Below are 19,927 nucleotides of genomic sequence, written 5' to 3' on the forward strand. Positions count from 1 at the left end.
GTCAGTGACCGGAGGTTTTCATTTTTTGTTCAGCCTGGCTAATACCAAATGACAGCAGTAATGCTGCGGCGGCGAATCCAGCTGCCAGCCAGAGGTTGGCTGGCAGGCCAAGGCCATCGACAACCTGGCCACCTGCCCATGCCCCGAATGCAATGCCGACATTGAACACACCCACATACAGCGCAGTGGCAATCTCCACGGCTTGCGGTGCTGCTTTCATCATCAACGTCATCAGACCGACCGAGACACCGCCATAGGCCAGTCCCCAAGCCAGCAGCACCATGCCACCGCCGAGGTTGGAATCACCGACAGTCAGGAACAGCACCGGCGCGAGCAGCAGGCCCATCGAGATCATTATCAAGGATAACGCCGTGCGCCGCACAGCGAAGATGCCAGCCAGGAAGTTGCCGACTATACCTGCGAAGCCATAGAAGAATAGCAGTGCGCTAAGCCATTGCGTATCGAACCCCGACACCGACAACAGTAGCGGACGCACGAAGGTAAAGGCCATGAAGTGGCCGGCCACCAGCAGTAGTGTCAGAAGCAACCCGATTTGCAGTTTCCGCTTGCCCAGCTGTTCACAGAACTGGCGCATGGTCGCCGAACTGGCAACGGGCAGCGCGGGAATGACGGCCAGATGCAGAACCAGTACCAGGCCGCTACACAGCGCCATGACGCCAAAGGCCCAGCGCCATCCTGCAAAGTCGCCGATCAGCGCTCCGAGCGGCACACCCAGTACGGAAGCGGCTGCCACGCCACCGAAGATGATGGACGTTGCCAACCCGATGGCGTGAGCCGGAACAAGCCGGGAAGCCAGGCCACCGGCAATGGCCCAGATACCCCCCATGCAAAAGCCGACGAGAACCCGGGCAGCCAGCATCCAGGCCATGCTGGGAGCCAATGCCGAGGCAATGTTGGCGATTGCCAATAAGCCCAGCAAGCCACACAGAATTTTGCGCCTGTCCATGCCGCCCGATATGATCACGACCAGCGGCGCGAACAAGGCCGCCAGCAATGCAGGCAGTGAGATCATCAGGCCGGCGGTTCCGGTGGAGGTGTCCAGGGTGTCGGCAATCGGCGTCAGCAGTCCGACCGGGAGCATTTCCGTCGTCACTACCGAGAAGGTGGCAATGCCGACGGCGGTGACGGCTAGCCAGGGGTGCCGAACCGAGGTTTTTGCTGCCGCGTTTGGAGACGTGCTCATGATTCAGATCCTTGCGTTAGGTAAACAGGTTGCGCCGGTATCAGGCGCCGTCGGGTAGCTGCCACGCAATTGCGACGGCGTGGCAATTGCTCTCCAGAATGTTGTGCTTGCCATGGCGACATGCCGCAGCGATAATACATACAGTGCGTATGTATAAATTATATATTCATACGCACTGCATGTAAACAATCATACGGTATGTATGTAAGGAGAAAATAATGGTCCGCCGCACCCGTGCCGAAATGGAAGAAACCCGTGCCTCGTTACTGGCCACTGCCCGCAAAGTCTTCAGTGAGCGGGGCTATGCCAACACCTCCATGGATGACCTCACCGCACAGGTGGGGCTGACCCGTGGCGCGCTCTATCACCACTTTGGCGACAAAAAGGGCTTGCTGGAGGCGGTGGTGGAACACATCGACGCTGAAATAGATGACCGCCTGCAAGCCATTTCGGATGGCGCCGACGATGCGTGGGAAGGCTTTCGCATTCGCTGCCGTGCCTATCTGGAGATGGCACTTGAGCCAGAAATCCAGCGCATCGTGTTGCGCGACGCCAGGGCCGTGCTGGGCGGTACTTCACCAGCCTCGCAGCGTCACTGCATCGAGTCGATGCAGCGGCTCATCGACAAGCTGATACAGCAAGGCGTTGTGGCCGAAGCCAGCCCGCAGGCATTGGCTTCGCTGATCTATGGCAGCCTGGCCGAAGCGGCGTTCTGGATTGCGGACGGTGATGACGGTAATGCGCGATTGGCACAAGGTATTGCCGCATTGGAGTTGCTGCTGCGAGGGCTGTTGGCCAAGATGTAAGCTGGACAGTGCCCATCCTTGAGTTTTTCTGGTCAGAATTCTTCCCAGTCCGATGGCGATGGATCACGCCGCACGGCTTTTCTGACTGCCGACGCACGCGTGGCGAAGGCCGGCCTGGCGGCCTGTATGTTCGCATCGAGCTTGAAGATGCTCACCATTTGCGCCAAGGTTGCCGCCTGCTCTTGCATGGCAGCGGCGGCGGCCGCCGACTCTTCCACCAGGGCCGCGTTTTGCTGGGTGACGTTGTCCATTTCGTTGATAGCCTGGTTGATTTGTTCGATGCCAGCCGTCTGTTCCGCGCTGGCGGAGGTGATCTCGGCCATGATATCGGTGACGCGGCGCACGCTGCCCACCAGGTCGCTCATGGTGTTGCCGGCTTGATGCACGAGTTCACTGCCGGCCGCCACCGTCTGGGTCGAGTCGTCGATCAGGGTCTTGATTTCCTTGGCCGCGGCAGCCGAGCGGTGCGCCAGGCTGCGCACTTCCGTGGCCACGACGGCAAAGCCGCGTCCCTGCTCGCCCGCGCGCGCCGCTTCCACGGCCGCGTTCAAGGCAAGAATGTTGGTCTGGAAAGCGATGCCATCGATGACGCCGATGATGTCGGCAATCTTGTTCGATGAGGCGTCGATTTGCCGCATGGTCGCCACCACTTGCGCGATGACGGCGCCGCCACGCTGCGCCACGCCGGAGGCCGTGTCGGCCAGCACATGCGCCTGGCGCGCATTGTCGGCATTCTGCTTGACGGTCGAGGTCAGCTCTTCCATGGATGAGGCTGTCTCTTCCAGCGAACTGGCTTGCTGCTCCGTGCGGGCAGACAGGTCCAGGCTGCCCGCCGCCACTTCGGACGAGGCCGAGGCGATCGTTTCCGTACCGGCGCGCACCGCGCCCACCGTGTGCGCCAGGTTGTCGTTCATGCGCTTGAGCGCCTGTAACAGTTGTCCCATTTCATCGCGCGACTGCACGGTGATCTGACTGCGCAAATCGCCTGCGGCCACCGTGTTGGCCACTTGCAGCGCGATGGTGGCAGGAACGGTGATGGAGCGCGTGATGCCATACGCCAATGCCGCCGCGATGGCCAGCGCCGCCAGCGACATGCTGATCAGCAAGGTGCGGGTGTTGGCATAGGTGGCATTGGCGTTGTCGCCCGCCGTATTGGCCAGGGTATTTTGTAAACTGATCTGTTCGGCAATCAACTGCTTGTAGACAAGCAATACGGGACGCAGCTGGCCGTACAGGTAGGCGCTGCTGTCGTTTGGCGTGCCGTTCTTGATCAGTTCAAGTAGCACTTCCTGTCCCTGCGCGTAGCGCGCGTTAGCGTCGTTCATCTTGGCCAGCAACGCGCGTTCGCGGTCGGAATCGAGCATGCGTGCGAGCTTGCCGAGATTGCCGGCAGCCGCCTGGCGCGCGGCCAGGATGGCGTCGGTTTGTTTGCGCTGGTCGGCCGGATCGGCGCTGAGCATCATGTTGCGCAGGGCAATGGCGATGTCGTTGATGTTGGCCGACACGCTGTTGGCGAGCTCAATCTTCGGCATGCTGTCATGCACGACATGGCCGGTGCCCTGGTTGATCTTGCCCAGCATGGCAATGCCCAGACAGGAGATGATGATCAGCATGGCGCCGATGGCGCCAAAGCCTACGGCGAGCCGTGTGCCGATGGTCAGGTTGGATAAAAACTTCATGGCTGTCTCAATACGGAGGGAATGGTCAAAAGGTCGGCGGCGTGCAGATGGGTGCCGCGCCGCCAAGCGGAGGACGATCCTAGACCTTTTTTTGTGATATTTCCATAGGGCAATATGCCTAGTTTCTCCCCGGGGCACACGCCAGTTCCGCCTATCCTGCGGCTTGCGCGTGTTTTCAGCTATATTGACAGGCACCCGCCTGGCAGCATGCCATGACCGGTGCCGCTGCCAATCCGGCAGTTTTCTCATTTTCAGCCATAGGTCCGCATGACTTCTTTCCGTCTCCGTTTCTTCCCCTTCCTGCTGACTCTGCTGCTGGCGTGCTCGCTATCTGCGCCGCCGGCCTGGTCGCAGCCCGTCGACGATGCGGCCACGGCCGATCAGCGCCTCGATGGCTTGCGCAAGCAGATCACCACGATCCAGAAGGCGCTCGATGGCGAGACCGATCTCGATGACGCGACCCTGTCGCAGATGCGCGCCGATGCGCTGGCGGCCAGCGCCGAGGCGGACAAGGTGGCCGAGTCGCTCTCGCCCACGCTCTCCAGCGTGCAGGCGCGGCTGGCCGAGCTGGGCAAGCCGGCGGCGGGCACGAAAGATGCTCCTGACGTGGCGGCGCAGCGCAGCCAGCTGGACCGTACCAGCAGCGCGCTCGATGCGCAGGTGAAGCTGGCGCGATTGCTGGCCGTGGAAGCGACGCAGGCGTCCGAGCAAGTATCGACGGCGCGCCGCGCGCAGTTGCAGGCGCGCCTGGGCGAGCGTACGGCGTCGATCCTGGCCGGTTCTTTCTGGAAACAGCTGCATGGCGAATTGCCGCAGAATCTGCAACGCCTGCGGGCGCTGGAGCTGGAGTTGGCCAACGCCGCACGCGCCACGCCGTGGTCGGCCTGGGGCGGTTTGCTGGCCGGCATCGTGGCGGTGATCGGCGCCAGCGTCTGGATTTCGCGCTATCTGCTGGTGGTGACGGCCACGCGCGTGCCGCATGGCCGTTTGCGCCGCTCCTTGCATGCGCTGGCCGTGCTGGTGCTGGCGCTGGCTACGCCGGGGCTGGTGGCCGAATTGCTGGCCATGGGGCTGCGCTGGGATGGCGGCCTGTCTGAAAAAACCTCGACTTTCCTCAGCAGCTTGATCGGCATCATCTGTTTTGCCGGTTTTACGGCGGGCCTGGGCCATGCGCTGCTGTCGCCCTGGCGCGTATCGTGGCGCTTGTTGCCCTTGCCCGATGCGCTGGCGCACCGCTTGCGCCATTTCCCCTCGACGTTTGCCTTCATCGTGGTGCTGGTGTGGGCGACGGAACGGGTCACCATCGTCATCAATGCGGGCCTGTCGACGGCCGTGGCCGTCAATTGCATCGTCGCCCTGGTGATGAGCACGACCATCGCCTATGGCTTGATGCGCGCCGAGCGCTGCTGGCGCCGGTTGCGCGAGGCCGATCCTGCCACCCTGGTCACGCCGCTGTGGCTGCGTTGCGTCACGGTGCTGCTGTGGTTGGCGCTGGCGTCTAGCGTCATCAGCTTGCTGGTCGGTTATGTGGCCTTCGGCAGTTTTGTCGCCAAGCAAATCGCCTGGGTCATGGTGGTGGTGGGCAGCACTTATCTGCTGACGGTGCTGGTCGATGATATCTGCATGCTGCTGGCCTCCACCCCGCCGCCGCCGGACGCCGTCAACCCCGTGCTGGCCACGCCCAAGGCGCGCGACCAGGCGGCCGTGCTGTTGTCGGGCATCGGCCGCGCCATCGTCGTGCTGCTGGCCCTGATGCTGCTGCTGGCGCCGTTCGGCGAAGGGCCGGGCGAACTGTTCCAACGGGTCGGCAAGCTGCAGGATGGCCTGGCCATCGGCGAGGTGGCGATCCGCCCTGCCGCGCTGATCCAGGCCCTGCTGGTGCTGGTGGTGGGCTTTGTTGCGCTGGGCCTGTTCAAGCGCTGGCTGCAAAATAGTTATTTGCCGACCACCAATCTCGATTCCGGCATGCAAGTGTCGTTCATCACCCTGTTTGGCTATATCGGCGGCGTGCTGGCCGTGGCGCTGGCCTTGTCGGCGGCCGGCATCGGCCTGGAACGCATCGCGTGGGTGGCGTCGGCCTTGTCGGTGGGTATCGGTTTTGGCTTGCAGGCGGTGGTGCAGAACTTTGTGTCCGGCCTGATCCTGCTGGCCGAGCGCCCCGTCAAAGTGGGCGACTGGGTCTCGCTGGGCGGCGTGGAAGGCGACATTCGCCGCATCAATGTACGCGCCACGGAAATTCAATTGGGCGACCGTTCCACGGTAATCGTGCCGAACTCGGAATTCATCACCAAGACGGTGCGCAACGTCACCCTGGCCAATCCGTTGGGCCTGGTGCAGGTCAAGTTGCCGCTGCCGCTGGGCACGGATGCGCAAGCGGCGCGCGCGCTGATCCTGTCCGCCTTTGTCGACAATCCTGACGTGCTCGACACGCCGGCGCCCAGCGTGCAGCTCGACGGCATCGACAATGGCTTGTTGCTGTTCAACGCCACCGGCTATGCCTCGTCGCCGCGCCTGACGTCAGGCATCCGCAGCGCCCTGCTGTTCGAGCTGCTCAAGCGCCTGGACGAGGCGCATATCGCGATTGCCAAGCCCAGCACGATGGTGCTGAGCAGCGTACCGGCGCAGCCGGAGACGCCGGCCATCTCGGCGGCGGTACCCGCACCGACTGCGGCGCCGGCACCCGTGCCGCCAATGACGTCTTAACGCACGGTCGACCACAGCAGGGCCGCCAGGTACAGGCCGATGCCGAACGCCGTGTGGGCCATCAGGCTGCGCAGGCGGGCGGCGGTCGGATGCGGCGTCTTGCTGGCGGCGACGCCGGCGCCCATGCCCGGCTGCAAGATGCAAAACGGCGCGGCCACGCTCACGAGGCCTGCCAGCAGCGCCGGCGCGAACGTCGGCTGTTGCACCCACTCCTGTCCCACCAGCGCCAGCAGCACGGCCGCAAACAGCACGCCGATCACGTAATGGGCGGTCCAGCCCAGGATCGCTTCATCGCGCACGGGCGCCGCCTGGGCGATCTTGACATGCGTCACTGTGCCGCGCGGCAGATGACCGAGCCAGCGTCACACCATCGTAAAGTTCAGTGAGGGAATGCACCAGAAGCGCTTTAACGCTAGCGCCCACACATCCATCACCGCCGTCGCGCCCACACCGATCGCCAAGGCATCAAGCCAGAGTATTTGCATTGCTGTCACCTTATAACATTCAATTGTTTGATTGAATGTTATAAGGGTGCTAGCATCGTGTCAATGAAAAATGCCGAAATCGAATTTCTCACCGGTTCCGCCGGGTTTGCCCATATTTTGGGCAGCGCGCCGCGTCTGCGCCTGCTCGAGCAAATCGCGCAGGGCGAGTATGCGGTGGAGCAACTGGTGGAGTTGACGGGCCTGTCCGTGGCGAACACGTCCCAGCATTTGCAGCAGTTGCGGCGCGCCGGCTTCGTGCAGGCGCGCCGTGACGGCAAGCGCGTGCTGTACCGGCTCGGCAGCGGCCCTGTCATGCAGTTGCTCGATGCGCTGGCGCTGTATGCGCAGCATCAGCGCAGCGAGTTGCAGGCGCTGAGCCGGGGTGACCACGGGGAAGCGATCACGGGCGAGGAGCTGCTCTCACGCATGCAGGAAGCCAGTATCACCGTGCTCGACGTGCGGCCCGCGCAGGAGTTTGCTGCCGGCCACTTGCCCGGTGCGATCAATATTCCCCTTGAAGACTTGCAGCGCCGCCTGGCCGAGTTGCCTGCCAACCAGGAATTCGCCGCGTATTGCCGCGGCCCGTATTGCGTGCTGTCCGTGCAGGCCGTGGCGGCCTTGCGCCAGCACGGCTTGCAGGCGCGCCGTCTCGGCAGCGGCTATGATGACTGGCAGGCGGCCGGCTTGCCTGTCGTGAAGGCTGCGTGATGGCTATCCCGAACAGCAAGCAGGAACTGGTCGAGGCGATTAGCACCACGTACGCCAAGCTGGCGCAGGAGCTGGCGCGCGTGCCACCGGCCTTGGCGCGCGCACCCGTGCTGGAGGGGCAAGTGAAGGGCACGCGCATGAGCGTGTGCGATCTGCTCGCGTATCTGCTGGGATGGAACGAGCTGGTCTTGCACTGGCACGCGCAGCTGCGCGACGGTAAACGCATGGAGGACATCGCCTTTCCCGCCGAAGGTTTCACGTGGAACGCTCTTGGGAAACTGGCGCAGCGCTTCTATACCGACTATGCTGAACTGGGCATGGAAGACTTGCTGCAACGCCTGGAACAGGCGAAGAACCAGTTGCTGGCGCTGATCGAGGCGCACGACGATGCGCAGCTGTATGGCCAGCCCTGGTACACGCATTACACGATGGGACGCATGATCCAGTTCAATACCTCGTCGCCGTATGCGAATGCGCGCACGCGCTTGCGGGCCTGGCTCAAGACCTTGTAGCGGCTTGATCGGCAGTCTTGCACGATTGCATCAGTACCATCAGAACCGTTTTCAGGCAGGATAGTGGTCTCAAGTGCCACCATTATGCGTAAGCAATAAAGGATTACCATGCTGACCATCGCCCTCGCCCAGATGAATCCCACCGTGGGCGACTTCGACGCCAATGTCGGTGCCATCGTCGCGCGCATGCAGCGCGCCAGCAGCGATGGCGCCGACTTGCTGGTGTGCCCCGAACTGTCGCTATGCGCGTATTACCCGGGCGACCTGTTCGAGGATGCCGCCTTCCTGCGCGACATGCAGCAGGCGCTGGATAAGCTGCTGCAAGCATCCACGCGCTGGCCGGCGCTGGTCACCGTCATCGGCGCGGCGCGGCCCAATCCCGGCGTTGGCAAGCCGCTGTATAACGCCTTGCTGGCCATCCGCGACGGGCGCATCGTGGCCGAATACTACAAGCAGCTGCTGCCCACCTATGGCATCTTCGACGAGGGCCGCCATTTCGAGCCGGGTCCGCCCGGCGCCTGCATTTTGCCCATCGCCGGCTGCAAGGTGGGTTTCATGATTTGCGAGGATGGCTGGAACGACGATGGCCGCGCCTACGCCGTCAACCCTTTCGAGGCCCTGCACGCGGCCCGGCCCGACCTGGTCGTCAGCATCAATGCCAGCCCGTCCGACATCGGCAAGCGCGCGCAGCGCCACGCCGTGTTTGGCGCCGCCTGCAAGCGCGTCAGCTTGCCCCTGCTGTTCGTCAACCAGGTGGGCGGCCAGGATCAACTCGTCTTCGACGGCGCCTCGTTCGCCATCTCGCCCAGCCAGGGCGTGCAATTCGAGGCGGCCCGCTTCGTCGAGGATTTTCAATTGCTGCGCTTTGCCGATGGCAGTTTCGCGCAGCCCGATGGCCAGCCCTTCCCCGTGCCCGACCCGGAAGGCATTCCCGCCGTCGAATTTGCGCGGCGCCAGATTGTGCTGGGTTTGCGCGACTACGCGCGCCGCTGCGGTTTTAGCAAAGTCGTCGTCGGCTGCTCGGGCGGCATCGATTCGGCGCTGACCCTGGCCCTGGCCGTTGAAGCGCTCGGCGCGGACAACGTGGCGGCCATCACCATGCCGTCCGTCTTTTCCAGCGCCGGCTCCGTCACCGATTCCGTCGCCCTGTGCGCCAACCTCGGCATCGCGCTGACCACGCACCCGATACGCGACATCGTGGCGCAGTACGAGGCCGGCTACGCGACCGCCTTCGACGGCAAGCTGCAGGGGCTGCCGCTGGAAAACCTGCAGGCCAGGGTGCGCGGCACGATCCTGATGGAATACTCGAATGCCTTCGGCGCCCTGCTGCTCACCACCGGCAACAAGAGCGAAATCTCGGTTGGCTACTGCACCCTGTACGGCGACACGAACGGGGGACTGGGGCTGATCGGCGACCTGTATAAAACCGAGGTGTTCGCCCTGTCGCGCCATCTCAACGCCAGCGCCGGGCGTGCACTGATTCCTGTCGCCGTGCTGGAGAAACCCCCGTCGGCGGAACTGGCGCCGGGCCAGCGCGACACGGACAGCTTGCCGCCCTATCCCGTGCTCGATGAAATCTTGAAGTGGCATATCGAGGGACGGCGCCTGCCGGCGGCAGAAAGTGCGCAAGCGCTGACTCTGGTCGACCAGCTGCGCGAGACGGATGAGGGGCGGGCGCTGGTGTCGCGCATCCTCGGCATGGTCGCCCGCAACGAATACAAGCGGCGCCAGGCGGCGCCCATCATCCGCGCGCGCTCGCGCGCCTTTGGCAGCGGCCGCCAATTGCCGATCGCCGCCCATTACCCCACCGGAGACGACGCATGACCCCAGCCTATTCTGCCGACGCAGCCATCCTGATCGGCCGCTTCCAGCCTTTTCACAATGGCCATGCCGGCTTGCTGCAAACGGCGCTGGACACCGCCGCCAAGGTGGTGGTGGTGCTCGGTTCCGCCTTCCATGCGCGTAGCCCGAAGAATCCGTTTACGTGGCAGGAGCGGGCTGCCATGATCGCCGCCATCCTGCCCGAGGCGCAGCGCGCGCGCGTGCATTACGTGGCCGTGCGCGATTACTACGATGATGGCCTGTGGGCCGATGCCGTGCGGCGCGCCGTGGCGGACGCCGTGCCCGCGGCGCAGCGCGTCACTCTGGTGGCTTGCTTCAAGGATGCCACCAGTTATTATCTGCACCACTTCCCGCACTGGCAGCTGCTGAACCTGGAGATCGACGCAGGCTCACCCATCGGCGCGACGGCGATTCGCAACGTGCTGTTCGAGGCAGAGGACGTGGATGTGTCGCTGAGCGCCGTGGCGCAGCTGTTGCCGGCGGCCATCGGCCAGTATTTAAAAGCGTGGACCTTGTTGCCGTGGTACGCGCCGCTGGTGCAGGAATACCGCGCCATCGAGGCTTACAAGGCGCGCTGGCGCACGGCGCCGTATGCGCCCATCTTTTGCACCGTCGACGCGCTGGTGCAGACAGGGGGCCACGTCTTGCTCGTGCGCCGCGGCGGTTATCCGGGCAAGGGCCTCTGGGCCCTGCCCGGCGGCTTTTTGGAGCCGCGTGAACGCCTGCTGCAGGGCGCCCTGCGCGAGTTGGCGGAAGAAACCCAGCTGGGCGTGCTGGCACCCACCCTCGTCGAGGCGCTGGTCGGCGTGGCCGTGTTCGACCATCCGGACCGCAGCCAACGCGGGCGCACCATTACGCATGCGCATTACTTCGATTTGAAGACGCGCCAGCTGCCGGCCGTGACGGCGGCCGACGATGCGGCGCTGGCCGAGTGGGTGCCCGTGGTATCGCTGCCGGCCATGGAAGAGCAATTCTTCGAAGACCACTTTCATATCCTGAACCACTTCCTGCAGCTGACGCACGAGGGGCGCTGAGGGGCGCCATCGCCCCAGCTTCAGGACGTGATGCGTTCCCAGCCGTGCCGTACGGCCGCCCTGAAGTTGTCCCACGCCGATTGCGGATACGTGTGTTCCCACGTGGAACGCAGGTCCGCCTCCACCTCATCCCACGGGCGGCCCCGATAGCTGTCGCTACCCGCCATCGAATGGCCATAGCGGTAGGCGGGATCGTAGTCGTCGAAGCGCCCGCCGCTGGACGCATACTGGCTGCTCCAGTGGTTGCGGTAATACTGCTCGTCGTCGTAGCTGGTGCCGGGCAGGTTGTCGGCGCTCGGATAGCGGCGCACGTTGGCGCCCGTGCCGGACGGCGACGGCGATGCCATGCCGCCCGCAAATTGCTGCGACGCTGCCGCCGCTTCGTTCAGGTTGCCGGCGGACGTGCCCTGCTGCGATGGCGCGCTTGACTGCATGCTGGCGCCCTGGCGCATCGCGCTGTCGTTTTGCGGCATGCCTTGCCAGCCGCCCGCGCGCCAGTGGTCGGCGTGCGCATCGATGTCAAGCGGCGCGTAGCGCTCGACGATGTCGGTGGCGCGCTGAATATCGGCGTCGCTGGCCCCTTCCAGGGTCAGCACGACATGCCCGCGCCGCACGGCTTCCGCATAGATGTGGCGGTCGGCGTGGCCGCCGAACAGGTCCGTAAAGAAATGCTTGATGTTGTCGAGCAGGCTGTCGCTATCGTCGCGGCGGATGTTTTCCGTGGCGGAAATATCGTCACTGCCCGCATCGTGCAGGCGGATGCTGGCGCCGGGAAGGCCAGCCGTGATCAGGTCGTGCCGGGCGCGCTCGGCCATGTCGCGCAGGACGAAAACTGCTGCCAATGTGTGTGCCATGATGATCTCCAATCGGTGAACAACGTCCTTTCAGTGTAGGCCGTGAAAAACGAAAGGGGCGCTCGTTTGCCCCCTGGAAATCGTTATATTCAACAAGTATTATCGACGTGACATGGGCGCCGTGGCGCCACGTGAACCCTCAGTCTGGCGTGCCCACAAAAGCGCGCAAAAAATCGATAAAGGCGCGCACCTTTTCCGCAATATGCTGGGTGTTCGGATACACGGCATACACGCCCTGCTGAGGGAAGATGACGTCGGGCAGCAGGTGGCGCAGGCGTCCCGCGCGCACTTCCCCTTCCACCTGCCATTGCGGCAGCAGGGCCACGCCGCAGCCGCCCAGGGCAAAGCCCAGCAGGGCCGAGGCGGAGTCGGAATGGATGGCGGCATCGTCCTGCGCGGTGAAGGCGGCGGGGCCTGCGGGTGTCTGCACGTCCCAGCGCAGGGGCGTGCTGAGTCGGCTATGCGCCAGCCAGCGCGCGCGCTGCAAGTCGGGCAAGGTGGCGATGTCCCTGCCAGGCAGGCTGGCCAGGTAGGCGGGCGAGGCGACGGGCCAGATGGCGTAGCGCTCCACCAGCGAAGCGCGGTAGCTCGAATCGTTGAGTGAGCCCATGCGGATGGCCAGGTCATAGCCGCCCGAGATCAGGTCTTCATGCGAGGACGACGAGGAATGCTGGATCTGCAGCTGCGGGTGGGCGGCGGCGAAGGCGATCAGCGCGGGGATCACCGTGCGGCTGCCGTATTCGACGGTGGTGGTCAGGCGCAGGGTGCCGCGCAAGCCCTGGTGTCCCTGGCGCGCCGTCTCGATGGCGCCATGCGCTTCGCTCAGCACGCGCTGGCAATCTTCGTAAAAACGCCGCCCCACGTCGGTCAGCGCCAGGCTGCGCGTGCTGCGCGTGAGCAGCGACACGCCCAGCTCCGCCTCCAGCTGTTTCAAGTTGAAGCTGACGACGGCCTTGCTCTGGCCCAGCACGGCGGCGGCCGCCGTCAGGGAACCGGCGTCGACGATGGCGATGAAAATACCCAGGCGGTCAAGACTGATCATAAATAAGAATGAGGAGGCAGGCGGGTTGTAGAGGTTTGTCAAAATTTATTTGACAGTGTAATCGGAGCTGGCCCGTTACGCAAATGACGCTGGGCGCTTAAGCTGGCTGTTTGCCATTCGGAGCACCATGGACTATCGCAAAAAGGTCGCGGCCATCTATCTGCTGGGGTTTTTCGTCGACCTGATCAACATGTTCATCACCAGCGTCGCTTATCCCGACATCGGCCATGCCTTGCACGCCTCGGTGGCGCAGCTGGCCTGGATCAGCACCGGCTATATCCTCGGCCTGACTATCGTCATCCCGGCCAGCGCCTGGCTGGCTGCCTATTATGGCAGCAAAACCGTGTTCATGGCATCGTTGCTAACTTTTTTATGCGCCAGCATCGGCGCGGGCCTGGCGCCGTCGATCGAGGCGCTGATTATCTGGCGCTGCGTGCAGGGCCTGGGCGGCGGCTTGCTCATTCCGCTGGGGCAAAGCATGACCTACCAGCTGTACCAGCCTGCCGAGCGCCCCGGCCTGTCTTCCGTCATCATGCTGGTGGGCTTGCTGGCGCCCGCCTTCTCGCCTGCGCTGGGCGGCGTGATCGTCGACAGCCTGTCGTGGCGCTGGATTTTTTATCTGAACGTGCCATTTGCCGCGCTGGCGCTGCTGCTGGCCGCCTGCTGGCTGCGTCCCGACCCGCCGCGCGCGGCCGTTCCCCGCCTCGATGTGAGCGGCCTGCTGGCGGGCAGCACGGCGATTTTGCTGCTATTGCTGGGCCTGACCATGCTGGGTACGCCGGGCGAGTTGGCCGCTGGAGCCGGCGTGCTGGCGCTGGGCGCCGTCTGCGCGTGGGGCTATGTACGCGGCGCGCTGCGCAAATCCACGCCGCTGCTCAACCTGCGTCTGGCTGCCGAACCGCTGCTGCGCATTTCCATGCTCATGTATTTGCTGGTGCCGGGCCTCTTCATGGGCGTGAGCTTGCTGGCCATGCTGTACCTGCAGGGCGTGCTGGGCATGTCGGCGTCGACGGCGGGTGCGCTGATGCTGCCGTGGGCGTTGGCCTCGTTTGCGGCCATTTCGCTCACCGGTAAAAGTTATCGCCGCCTGGGTCCGCAACCCTTGTTTATCGCTGGCGCCCTGCTGCAGGCGGCGGGCATGCTGATGCTGCTGTGGGTGGACGCGGCGGGTCAATTATTCTCGCTGGCCGGCGCGTATGCCGTGATGGGCTTTGGCGGCGGCTTGTGCAGCAGCACGGCGCAAAGCACGGCGTTTTTGCGCACGCCGGACGCGCAATTGAGCCAGGCCAGCGCCGTGTGGAATATCAACCGCCAATTGGGCTTTTGCCTGGGCGTGGCGCTGCTCAGCGTACTGCTGAATGGCTTGCTGGCGGCGCAGGGAATTTCGTCGCTGGATGACGCCGCCCAGCACCTGCGTGCGGCGCAGGTTTTCCACTGGTGCTTTGCGCTGGCCGCCGCCTCGTGCGTACTGCCTTTGGCGCTATGCATGCGCATCGACAACCGCGCCGTTCTCGACCTATTACATCACCATGGAGTAGCAAAAAAATGAATGCAACGAATCCCTATTTTGACGACGTCTTGTCCACGCATGTGCTGATCCGCGCATGGCTCGCTGGCGAGACCACGGCGCCGGACCATTGCGCCGCATTGCTGGCGCGTTTTTCGCCCGATTTCACGATGGTGGCGCCCGGCGGCCAGCAGCTTGATGGCGCCGGCTTAACAACGTTTTTCCGCGCCGCTGGCGGTAGCCGTCCGGACCTCGCCATGCGCATTACCGACCTGACATTGATCCAGGAAAGCGCCGCCGGCGCCAGCGTGACTTACCGCGAATGCCAGTCGTTGCCAGGCGGCGACAGCACCGAGCGGCTGTCGACCGTCGTGTATGACAAAACACCGGCTGGAACGCTGCTGTGGCGCCATTTGCACGAGACGTGGGTGGCTTGATCTAGCTCAAATCATGCAAGTCTTTTTGCTGCGCCGGAGCGATGGAAAAACGGGAAAAAACCACTTCCAGCTCACCGCGTTCCGGCGTGCAGCACATGGGTCCCACGCGGTAGTTGCTGGCCTCGGGAAACGGCGCCAGACGCAGCAGCGGCCAGCGCCGGCCATCGGTCGAATACTGCACGCGGATCACGCCCTTCTGCACCGTCACGCGCAGCCAGAAACCGTCTGACATGGCAGGGGCAAGGCTGACGGCCCAATCCGATTTTTCCAGCGTCAATACCGTGCTCAATAAGAGCTGGCCATCGGAAAATTCGACACCGCATTTGATCCAGTTTTGTTCGTCGATGCGCACCATCATGCCGGCCTGGTCGTACAGCGCAGCGTACTGCGCCGCCACGTGCAGCTGCGCCGTAAAATCGCCGTCGATGTCCGTGCCGAAAAAGTGGCCGCTGTCGCGGATAAAACCATACGAAGTCTTGCGCCAGAAGTCGGTTTTTTCATCCGTCGTGACGCGCAACTGCGCACCGTCGGCGGACCATGTTTGCGGTGGATTCAGCCAGCTGCCTTGTGTGAACATCGCATCTCCTCCTGAGCGAAAAATGCTACATAGTGTGCCCCCATCCCAGCGCCTTGTACAGGGCGATCGCATCGATGTAGGACGCCGTTTCCGCCAGCAGCGCTTCGCGCCGGATATCGTACAAGGCGCGCTGGTTTTCCAGCACCGCCTGATAGCTGCCGGCGCCGCCCGCATAGCGCGTGCTGGCGATGCCGAGGGCCGCATTGCCGTGGCGCGCCGACTGCAGCAAGGAGGCCAATCGCGCCTGGTTTTCCGCCAGCTGCGTAACGGCGTTTTCCACTTCTTCCTGCGCCACCAGGATGGCTTGCGCATAGCGCGCCAGGGCGCCCTGCGCCTCTGCTTGCGTGCCGCGCAAGCGTGCCTTGACGCTGCCCAGCCGGAAGGCTGGATAAGTGACGGAGGGCGCTACCTCGAAGGCGCGCGCGCCGCCGTCGAACACGCCGCTGCCGCGCAGCGCGAAGAAGCCCAAAAAGCCACCCAGGCTGAGGCGCGGATACAGGTCGGCCGTGGCGGCCCCCACGTCTTCGCTGGAAGCGGCCAGCAGGCGTTCGGCACGCACCACGTCGGGACGGCGCTTGATCAGCTGGTTGACGTCGCCGAGCGGTAGCTGGCCCGCCAGCGGCGCCTGCTGCCGCAGCATGGTCGCCAGGGCGATGGCGCCCGCAGTGTCTGTGCCAGGTCGCTGCCCGCTCAGCACATCGAGCCGGTACTGCGCCTGGCGCAAGCCCGCTTGCAAGGGAGGAATGGCCGCCTCGCTGCGCGCCAGGTTGGCCAGCGCATTGTGGCGCTCTTCCGGCAAGCCGCTGCCGGCGCGTATGCGCGCGTCGATCAGGGCCACCGTATCGCGCCAGCTTTGCACCTGCGCCTGCGTCAGCACCAGGTTTTGCTGGTAGCCCAGGGCGTCGTAGTAATTGCGCGCCACCTCGGCGGCAATCGTCAGCTGCACTTGCCGCAAGTCCGCCTGCGCCGCGTCGGCGCGCGCCTGCGCCGAGCGGGTGATATGCGCCAGGCGGCCGAACAGGTCGATTTCCCATTGCGCGTCGAACCCCACGCGCGTGCTGGCGCTGGCGGCGCGGCTATCGGGCGTATCTTGCTGCATCTTGCGCTGCCATCCCGCCTGGCCTGTGACGGCAGGCAGTTCATCGAGGCGGCGCTCGTCGAAGACGGCGCGCGCGGCCAGCAGGTTCGCCTGCGCCTGCGCGATATCGAGATTGTGTTCGAGCGCGCTGGCGATCAGCTGCGACAGGCGCGCATCGTCGAAAAACGTCCACCAGGCGGCCTCGCTGGCAGCCGTCTTGCCAGGTGCGAATTGCGACTGCTGCGGGCTGGCCAGATGGACGTCGGGCGTGCCCGGCGTCACATAAGCGGGGCTGACGGCGCAGCCGGCCAGCACGGGGAAAAGGGAGACAAGATAGCGGTAATTTTTCATAGGGATTCCTTCAGCGCCTGCGACAAATCGCGCGCACGCGGCGTGGCATGGTCGGCCGTGTGGCGGCGGGCCAAAAAGGTGTACACGGTGGGCAGCACGAACAGGGTAAAGAAGGTGCCAATCAACATGCCCGACACGATCACCACGCCCAGGCCGAAACGGCTGTTGGCGCCGGCGCCGGACGCGAACAGCAGCGGCACCAGGCCCACCACCATCGCGGCCGTTGTCATCAGGATCGGGCGCAAACGGATTTGCGCCGCCTTGCGGATGGCGCTGATACGGTCCAGCTGCTCATGCACCTGCAATTCATTGGCAAATTCCACCATCAAAATGCCGTGTTTGCTGATCAAGCCGATCAAGGTCACGAGGCCGATCTGCGTATAGATGTTGATGGTGGCGTAACCCAGCGCCAGCGGAATCAGGGCGCCGCAGATCGACAGCGGCACGGTGATCAGGATGATCAAGGGGTCGGTCAGACTCTCGTACTGGGCCGCCAGCACCAGGTAAATCACGACGACGGCCGCCAGGAAAGCCAGCAGCAGGGCATTGCCTTCCGTGGCGAACTGGCGCGCGTCCGATTGCCAGTCGTAGCTGAAGCCCGGTGGCAGGGTCTTCGCCACACCGTCGAGGAAGGCCACGGCGTCGCCCAGGGTCACGCCGGGCGCCGGCACGCCCTGGAAGGTGGCCGCATTTTGCTGGTTGAACTGGGTCAGCATGTTCGGCTCGATCTGCTCCGTTACCGACACGACGGCGGACAGGGGCAGCAGGCTGCCATCGTCTGTGCGCACGTACTGCTGCGTCAGGGCTTGCGCCGTGAGCCGCTGTTCGCGGGGGCTTTGTGCGATGACGTCATACGCGCGGCCATCCATGCCGAAGCGGTTCAGGTAATTCTCGCCCACCAGCACGGCCAGCGATACACCGATGTCCTGCATCTGGATACCCAGGCTGTTCGCCTTGGAGCGGTCCACGCGCACTTTCACCACGGGGTTGTTGTAATCGAGGTCGCTGTCGACGACGGCAAACAGGCCGCTGTCGCGCGCGCGCTGCTTGACGTCTTCCATGGTGCGGAACAGGGTGGCGTAATCCTGCGCGCTGCGCAAGACCAGCTGCACGGGCAAGCCACCGCTCGACCCCGGCAGGGGCGCCAGCTGGAAGGCGAAAATGCTGGTGCCTTCCACGTCGCCCACGGCATGCTGCAATTCCGCCTGGATGACGGCCGCATTGCGCGAGCGTTCGGCCCATGGCGTCAGGTTGATGCCGCCGATGCTAGACGCCGGGCCTTCACCGCCATTGATGATCCAGCGCGACGCCGTTTCCGGCACGTTCTTGTAAATCTCATCGAGCTTGTAGGAAAAGCGTTCGACGTAATCGAGGTTGGCGTGCTGCGGCGCCTTGATCGCCGTCAATACGCTGGCCTGGTCTTCCGCCGGCGCCAGTTCGCGCTGCGGCAGCAGGTATAAAAACGGCAAACTCACCATCACCAGGGCGGCGAAACTGGCGCTCAGCCAGCGGTGGTGCAGGGAGCGGTCCAGCAGGCGCGCATAGCGCGTGGTCAAGCCTTCAAAGAAATGCTCGGCGGCGCGCGCCATGCGCCCTTCCGCCTGTTTCGGCTGCAGCAGCAATGAGCTCATCACGGGAGACAGGGTCAGTGCCACCACGCCCGACACTACCACGGCGCCGGCCAGGGTCAGGGCGAATTCCTTGAACAGCGCGCCCGTCAATCCCCCCATCATGCCGATGGGCGCATATACGGCCGCCAGGGTGATCGTCATGGCGATCACGGGGCCGGCCACTTCGCGCGCGCCCACCAGCGCGGCCGCCACGGGCGTCTTGCCTTCCTCGATATGGCGGTGCACGTTTTCCACCACCACGATGGCGTCATCGACCACCAGGCCCACGGCCAGCACCATCGCCAGCAAGGTCAATAAATTGATGCTGAAGCCGAAGGCCAGCATCAGCGCCGCCGCACCCAGCATCGACAGCGGGATGGTCACGACGGGAATCAGCACCGAGCGCAAGGAACCCATGCACAGGTAGATGACGATGACGACGATCAGCAATGCTTCGAGCAGGGTGTGCGCCACCTCGTCGATGGACGACTGGATGAAGCGCGCCGTCTCGAATGCCAGCTCGACTTTCACGCCCGGTGGCAGGGTTTTCTGGATCTCCGGCAGCAGTTTCTTGATGCCGTCGACAATCACCAGCGGGTTGCCGCCCGGCGTGGGCGACAGGCCCAGGTACACGGCCGGCACGCCATCCATGATGCCGCTCGTCTCCGTGGCGGCCGCGCCCAGTTCCACCGTGCCAACGTCTTTCAAGCGCACGAGGGCAGCGCTGTCCTTTGCATCACCGCCCTTGCGGATGACCATGTCGCGGAATTCCGCCACGCTGGTCAGGTCCGTGTTGACGCTGATGTTCGAGACGACAAATTGTCCCTTCACTTTGCCGGGTGCCGCCTGGTAGTTATTGCGCCGCACGCTATCGGCCACGTCGGCCGCCGTCAGGCCGCGCGCCGCCAGTTTGGCCGGGTCGATCCACAAACGCATGGCCAGCTGCTGGCCGCCATACACGTCGACCTTCGCCACGCCGTCGATGGTGGCGAACATCGGCTGCACCACGCGCGCCAGGTAATCCGTCAGCGCGGGCGCCGAGACGCTCTCGCTGGCAAAGCCGACATAGGCGACGGCCGAGGAATCGCCGGCCGCGCGCTCGATGACGGGATCGAAGGCGCCTTCGGGCAGCTTGTAGCGCACCTGGTTGACCTTGGCCATGACTTCCGTCAAGGCTTGCGTGGAATCGCGGTTCAGTTCCATGCGCACGGTCACCGTGCTGCTGCCCTGCACCGAGGACGAGGTCAGGTAGTCGATGCCTTCCACCGACGACACGGCTTGCGCGATAGGCTGCGTGACGAAGCCCTGCATCAGTTCCGCCGAGGCGCCCGGATACGTGGTGGTCACCGTGATGGTGGACGATTCGAGCATCGGATACTGGCGGATCGGCAGCTGCTTGATGGCGATCACGCCCAGCATCAAAATCAATGTGCTGATCACCAGCGCCAGCACGGGGCGGCGTACGAATAAATCGGTAAATTTCATGGTGATGTGCTCC

The 19,927-nt window shown here is 64.2% G+C and carries 15 protein-coding genes and 1 pseudogene; 8 read left to right on the forward strand and 8 right to left on the reverse strand.

Annotated elements, in window-relative coordinates:
- Window position 1 precedes the first annotated feature (1 nt).
- Complete coding sequence (locus ACQ4WP_RS01495) at window positions 2-1,204, reverse strand: MFS transporter (protein ID WP_436518337.1); 1,203 nt, start codon at window positions 1,202-1,204, stop codon at window positions 2-4.
- A 218-nt stretch (window positions 1,205-1,422) separates the two neighbouring features.
- On the opposite strand from ACQ4WP_RS01495, the gene ACQ4WP_RS01500 reads away from it, so the two are divergent.
- Complete coding sequence (locus ACQ4WP_RS01500) at window positions 1,423-2,010, forward strand: TetR/AcrR family transcriptional regulator (protein ID WP_436518338.1); 588 nt, start codon at window positions 1,423-1,425, stop codon at window positions 2,008-2,010.
- Window positions 2,011-2,042: 32 nt separating this feature from the next.
- On the opposite strand, the gene ACQ4WP_RS01505 is transcribed toward ACQ4WP_RS01500, so the two are convergent.
- Window positions 2,043-3,689, reverse strand: a complete 1,647-nt coding sequence (locus tag ACQ4WP_RS01505) for a methyl-accepting chemotaxis protein (protein ID WP_436518339.1) — start codon at window positions 3,687-3,689, stop codon at window positions 2,043-2,045.
- A gap of 267 nt (window positions 3,690-3,956) precedes the next feature.
- On the opposite strand from ACQ4WP_RS01505, the gene ACQ4WP_RS01510 reads away from it, so the two are divergent.
- Window positions 3,957-6,392, forward strand: a complete 2,436-nt coding sequence (locus ACQ4WP_RS01510) for a DUF3772 domain-containing protein (protein ID WP_436518340.1) — start codon at window positions 3,957-3,959, stop codon at window positions 6,390-6,392.
- Here the strand turns inward: ACQ4WP_RS01510 and ACQ4WP_RS01515 are convergent.
- Window positions 6,389-6,877, reverse strand: a pseudogene (locus ACQ4WP_RS01515) (DUF2938 domain-containing protein). The gene ACQ4WP_RS01510 and the pseudogene ACQ4WP_RS01515 sit on opposite strands and share 4 nt — an antisense overlap.
- A gap of 63 nt (window positions 6,878-6,940) precedes the next feature.
- Between ACQ4WP_RS01515 and ACQ4WP_RS01520 the strand changes: the two are divergent.
- The 4 genes from ACQ4WP_RS01520 (at window position 6,941) to ACQ4WP_RS01535 (ending at window position 10,973) form a co-directional block, all read left to right on the forward strand.
- A complete protein-coding gene (locus ACQ4WP_RS01520) occupies window positions 6,941-7,585 on the forward strand; it encodes an ArsR/SmtB family transcription factor (RefSeq protein ID WP_436518341.1) in 645 nt (214 codons plus the stop codon).
- Window positions 7,585-8,097 carry a ClbS/DfsB family four-helix bundle protein gene (locus ACQ4WP_RS01525; RefSeq protein WP_436518342.1) on the forward strand — a complete coding sequence of 171 codons (513 nt, stop codon included), beginning with the start codon at window positions 7,585-7,587 and terminating at the stop codon, window positions 8,095-8,097. Before ACQ4WP_RS01520 ends, ACQ4WP_RS01525 begins: the two co-directional genes overlap by 1 nt.
- 108 nt (window positions 8,098-8,205) lie before the next feature.
- The gene (locus tag ACQ4WP_RS01530; protein WP_436518343.1) at window positions 8,206-9,921 is read left to right on the forward strand and encodes an NAD+ synthase; all 1,716 of its coding nucleotides are present in this window, start codon (window positions 8,206-8,208) and stop codon (window positions 9,919-9,921) included.
- Entirely contained in the window at window positions 9,918-10,973 is a 1,056-nt protein-coding gene (locus tag ACQ4WP_RS01535) for a bifunctional nicotinamide-nucleotide adenylyltransferase/Nudix hydroxylase (RefSeq protein ID WP_436518344.1), read from the forward strand. Before ACQ4WP_RS01530 ends, ACQ4WP_RS01535 begins: the two co-directional genes overlap by 4 nt.
- Window positions 10,974-10,993: 20 nt before the next feature.
- Here the strand turns inward: ACQ4WP_RS01535 and ACQ4WP_RS01540 are convergent, their stop codons facing one another.
- Window positions 10,994-11,827, reverse strand: a complete 834-nt coding sequence (locus ACQ4WP_RS01540) for a hypothetical protein (protein ID WP_436518345.1) — start codon at window positions 11,825-11,827, stop codon at window positions 10,994-10,996.
- A gap of 139 nt (window positions 11,828-11,966) precedes the next feature.
- The gene (locus tag ACQ4WP_RS01545) at window positions 11,967-12,869 is read right to left on the reverse strand and encodes a LysR family transcriptional regulator (RefSeq protein WP_436518346.1); all 903 of its coding nucleotides are present in this window, start codon (window positions 12,867-12,869) and stop codon (window positions 11,967-11,969) included.
- Between the two features lie 127 nt (window positions 12,870-12,996).
- Between ACQ4WP_RS01545 and ACQ4WP_RS01550 the strand changes: the two genes are divergently transcribed.
- Entirely contained in the window at window positions 12,997-14,418 is a 1,422-nt protein-coding gene (locus ACQ4WP_RS01550; RefSeq protein ID WP_436518347.1) for an MFS transporter, read from the forward strand.
- On the forward strand, window positions 14,415-14,813 hold the full coding sequence (locus ACQ4WP_RS01555; protein ID WP_436518348.1) for a DUF4440 domain-containing protein: 399 nt from the start codon (window positions 14,415-14,417) through the stop codon (window positions 14,811-14,813). Before ACQ4WP_RS01550 ends, ACQ4WP_RS01555 begins: the two co-directional genes overlap by 4 nt.
- Before the next feature lies 1 nt (window position 14,814).
- Here ACQ4WP_RS01555 and ACQ4WP_RS01560 read toward each other — a convergent pair whose 3' ends face one another.
- From ACQ4WP_RS01560 to ACQ4WP_RS01570, 3 genes are read right to left on the reverse strand one after another with little or no spacing between them, the layout of a single operon-like run.
- Complete coding sequence (locus ACQ4WP_RS01560) at window positions 14,815-15,390, reverse strand: DUF1349 domain-containing protein (protein WP_436518349.1); 576 nt, start codon at window positions 15,388-15,390, stop codon at window positions 14,815-14,817.
- 25 nt (window positions 15,391-15,415) lie between these two features.
- Entirely contained in the window at window positions 15,416-16,819 is a 1,404-nt protein-coding gene (locus ACQ4WP_RS01565; RefSeq protein ID WP_436518350.1) for an efflux transporter outer membrane subunit, read from the reverse strand.
- Window positions 16,816-19,914, reverse strand: coding sequence for a MexW/MexI family multidrug efflux RND transporter permease subunit (locus ACQ4WP_RS01570; protein WP_436518351.1), 3,099 nt, complete (start codon window positions 19,912-19,914; stop codon window positions 16,816-16,818). The genes ACQ4WP_RS01565 and ACQ4WP_RS01570 overlap by 4 nt, the downstream gene beginning before the upstream one ends.
- Window positions 19,915-19,927: the final 13 nt, after the last annotated feature.

Source organism: Janthinobacterium lyxosi (assembly GCF_051380665.1).
GTDB lineage: Bacteria > Pseudomonadota > Gammaproteobacteria > Burkholderiales > Burkholderiaceae_D > Janthinobacterium.

Coding starts and splice junctions, on each gene's coding strand:
- ACQ4WP_RS01505 (WP_436518339.1), bottom strand. CDS start 3,689: ATGAAGTTTTTATCCAACCTGACCATCGGCACACGGCTCGCCGTAGGC.
- ACQ4WP_RS01530 (WP_436518343.1), top strand. CDS start 8,206: ATGCTGACCATCGCCCTCGCCCAGATGAATCCCACCGTGGGCGACTTC.
- ACQ4WP_RS01500 (WP_436518338.1), top strand. CDS start 1,423: ATGGTCCGCCGCACCCGTGCCGAAATGGAAGAAACCCGTGCCTCGTTA.
- ACQ4WP_RS01535 (WP_436518344.1), top strand. CDS start 9,918: ATGACCCCAGCCTATTCTGCCGACGCAGCCATCCTGATCGGCCGCTTC.
- ACQ4WP_RS01510 (WP_436518340.1), top strand. CDS start 3,957: ATGACTTCTTTCCGTCTCCGTTTCTTCCCCTTCCTGCTGACTCTGCTG.
- ACQ4WP_RS01545 (WP_436518346.1), bottom strand. CDS start 12,869: ATGATCAGTCTTGACCGCCTGGGTATTTTCATCGCCATCGTCGACGCC.
- ACQ4WP_RS01560 (WP_436518349.1), bottom strand. CDS start 15,390: ATGTTCACACAAGGCAGCTGGCTGAATCCACCGCAAACATGGTCCGCC.
- ACQ4WP_RS01525 (WP_436518342.1), top strand. CDS start 7,585: ATGGCTATCCCGAACAGCAAGCAGGAACTGGTCGAGGCGATTAGCACC.
- ACQ4WP_RS01555 (WP_436518348.1), top strand. CDS start 14,415: ATGAATGCAACGAATCCCTATTTTGACGACGTCTTGTCCACGCATGTG.
- ACQ4WP_RS01550 (WP_436518347.1), top strand. CDS start 12,997: ATGGACTATCGCAAAAAGGTCGCGGCCATCTATCTGCTGGGGTTTTTC.
- ACQ4WP_RS01495 (WP_436518337.1), bottom strand. CDS start 1,204: ATGAGCACGTCTCCAAACGCGGCAGCAAAAACCTCGGTTCGGCACCCC.
- ACQ4WP_RS01565 (WP_436518350.1), bottom strand. CDS start 16,819: ATGAAAAATTACCGCTATCTTGTCTCCCTTTTCCCCGTGCTGGCCGGC.
- ACQ4WP_RS01520 (WP_436518341.1), top strand. CDS start 6,941: ATGAAAAATGCCGAAATCGAATTTCTCACCGGTTCCGCCGGGTTTGCC.
- ACQ4WP_RS01540 (WP_436518345.1), bottom strand. CDS start 11,827: ATGGCACACACATTGGCAGCAGTTTTCGTCCTGCGCGACATGGCCGAG.
- ACQ4WP_RS01570 (WP_436518351.1), bottom strand. CDS start 19,914: ATGAAATTTACCGATTTATTCGTACGCCGCCCCGTGCTGGCGCTGGTG.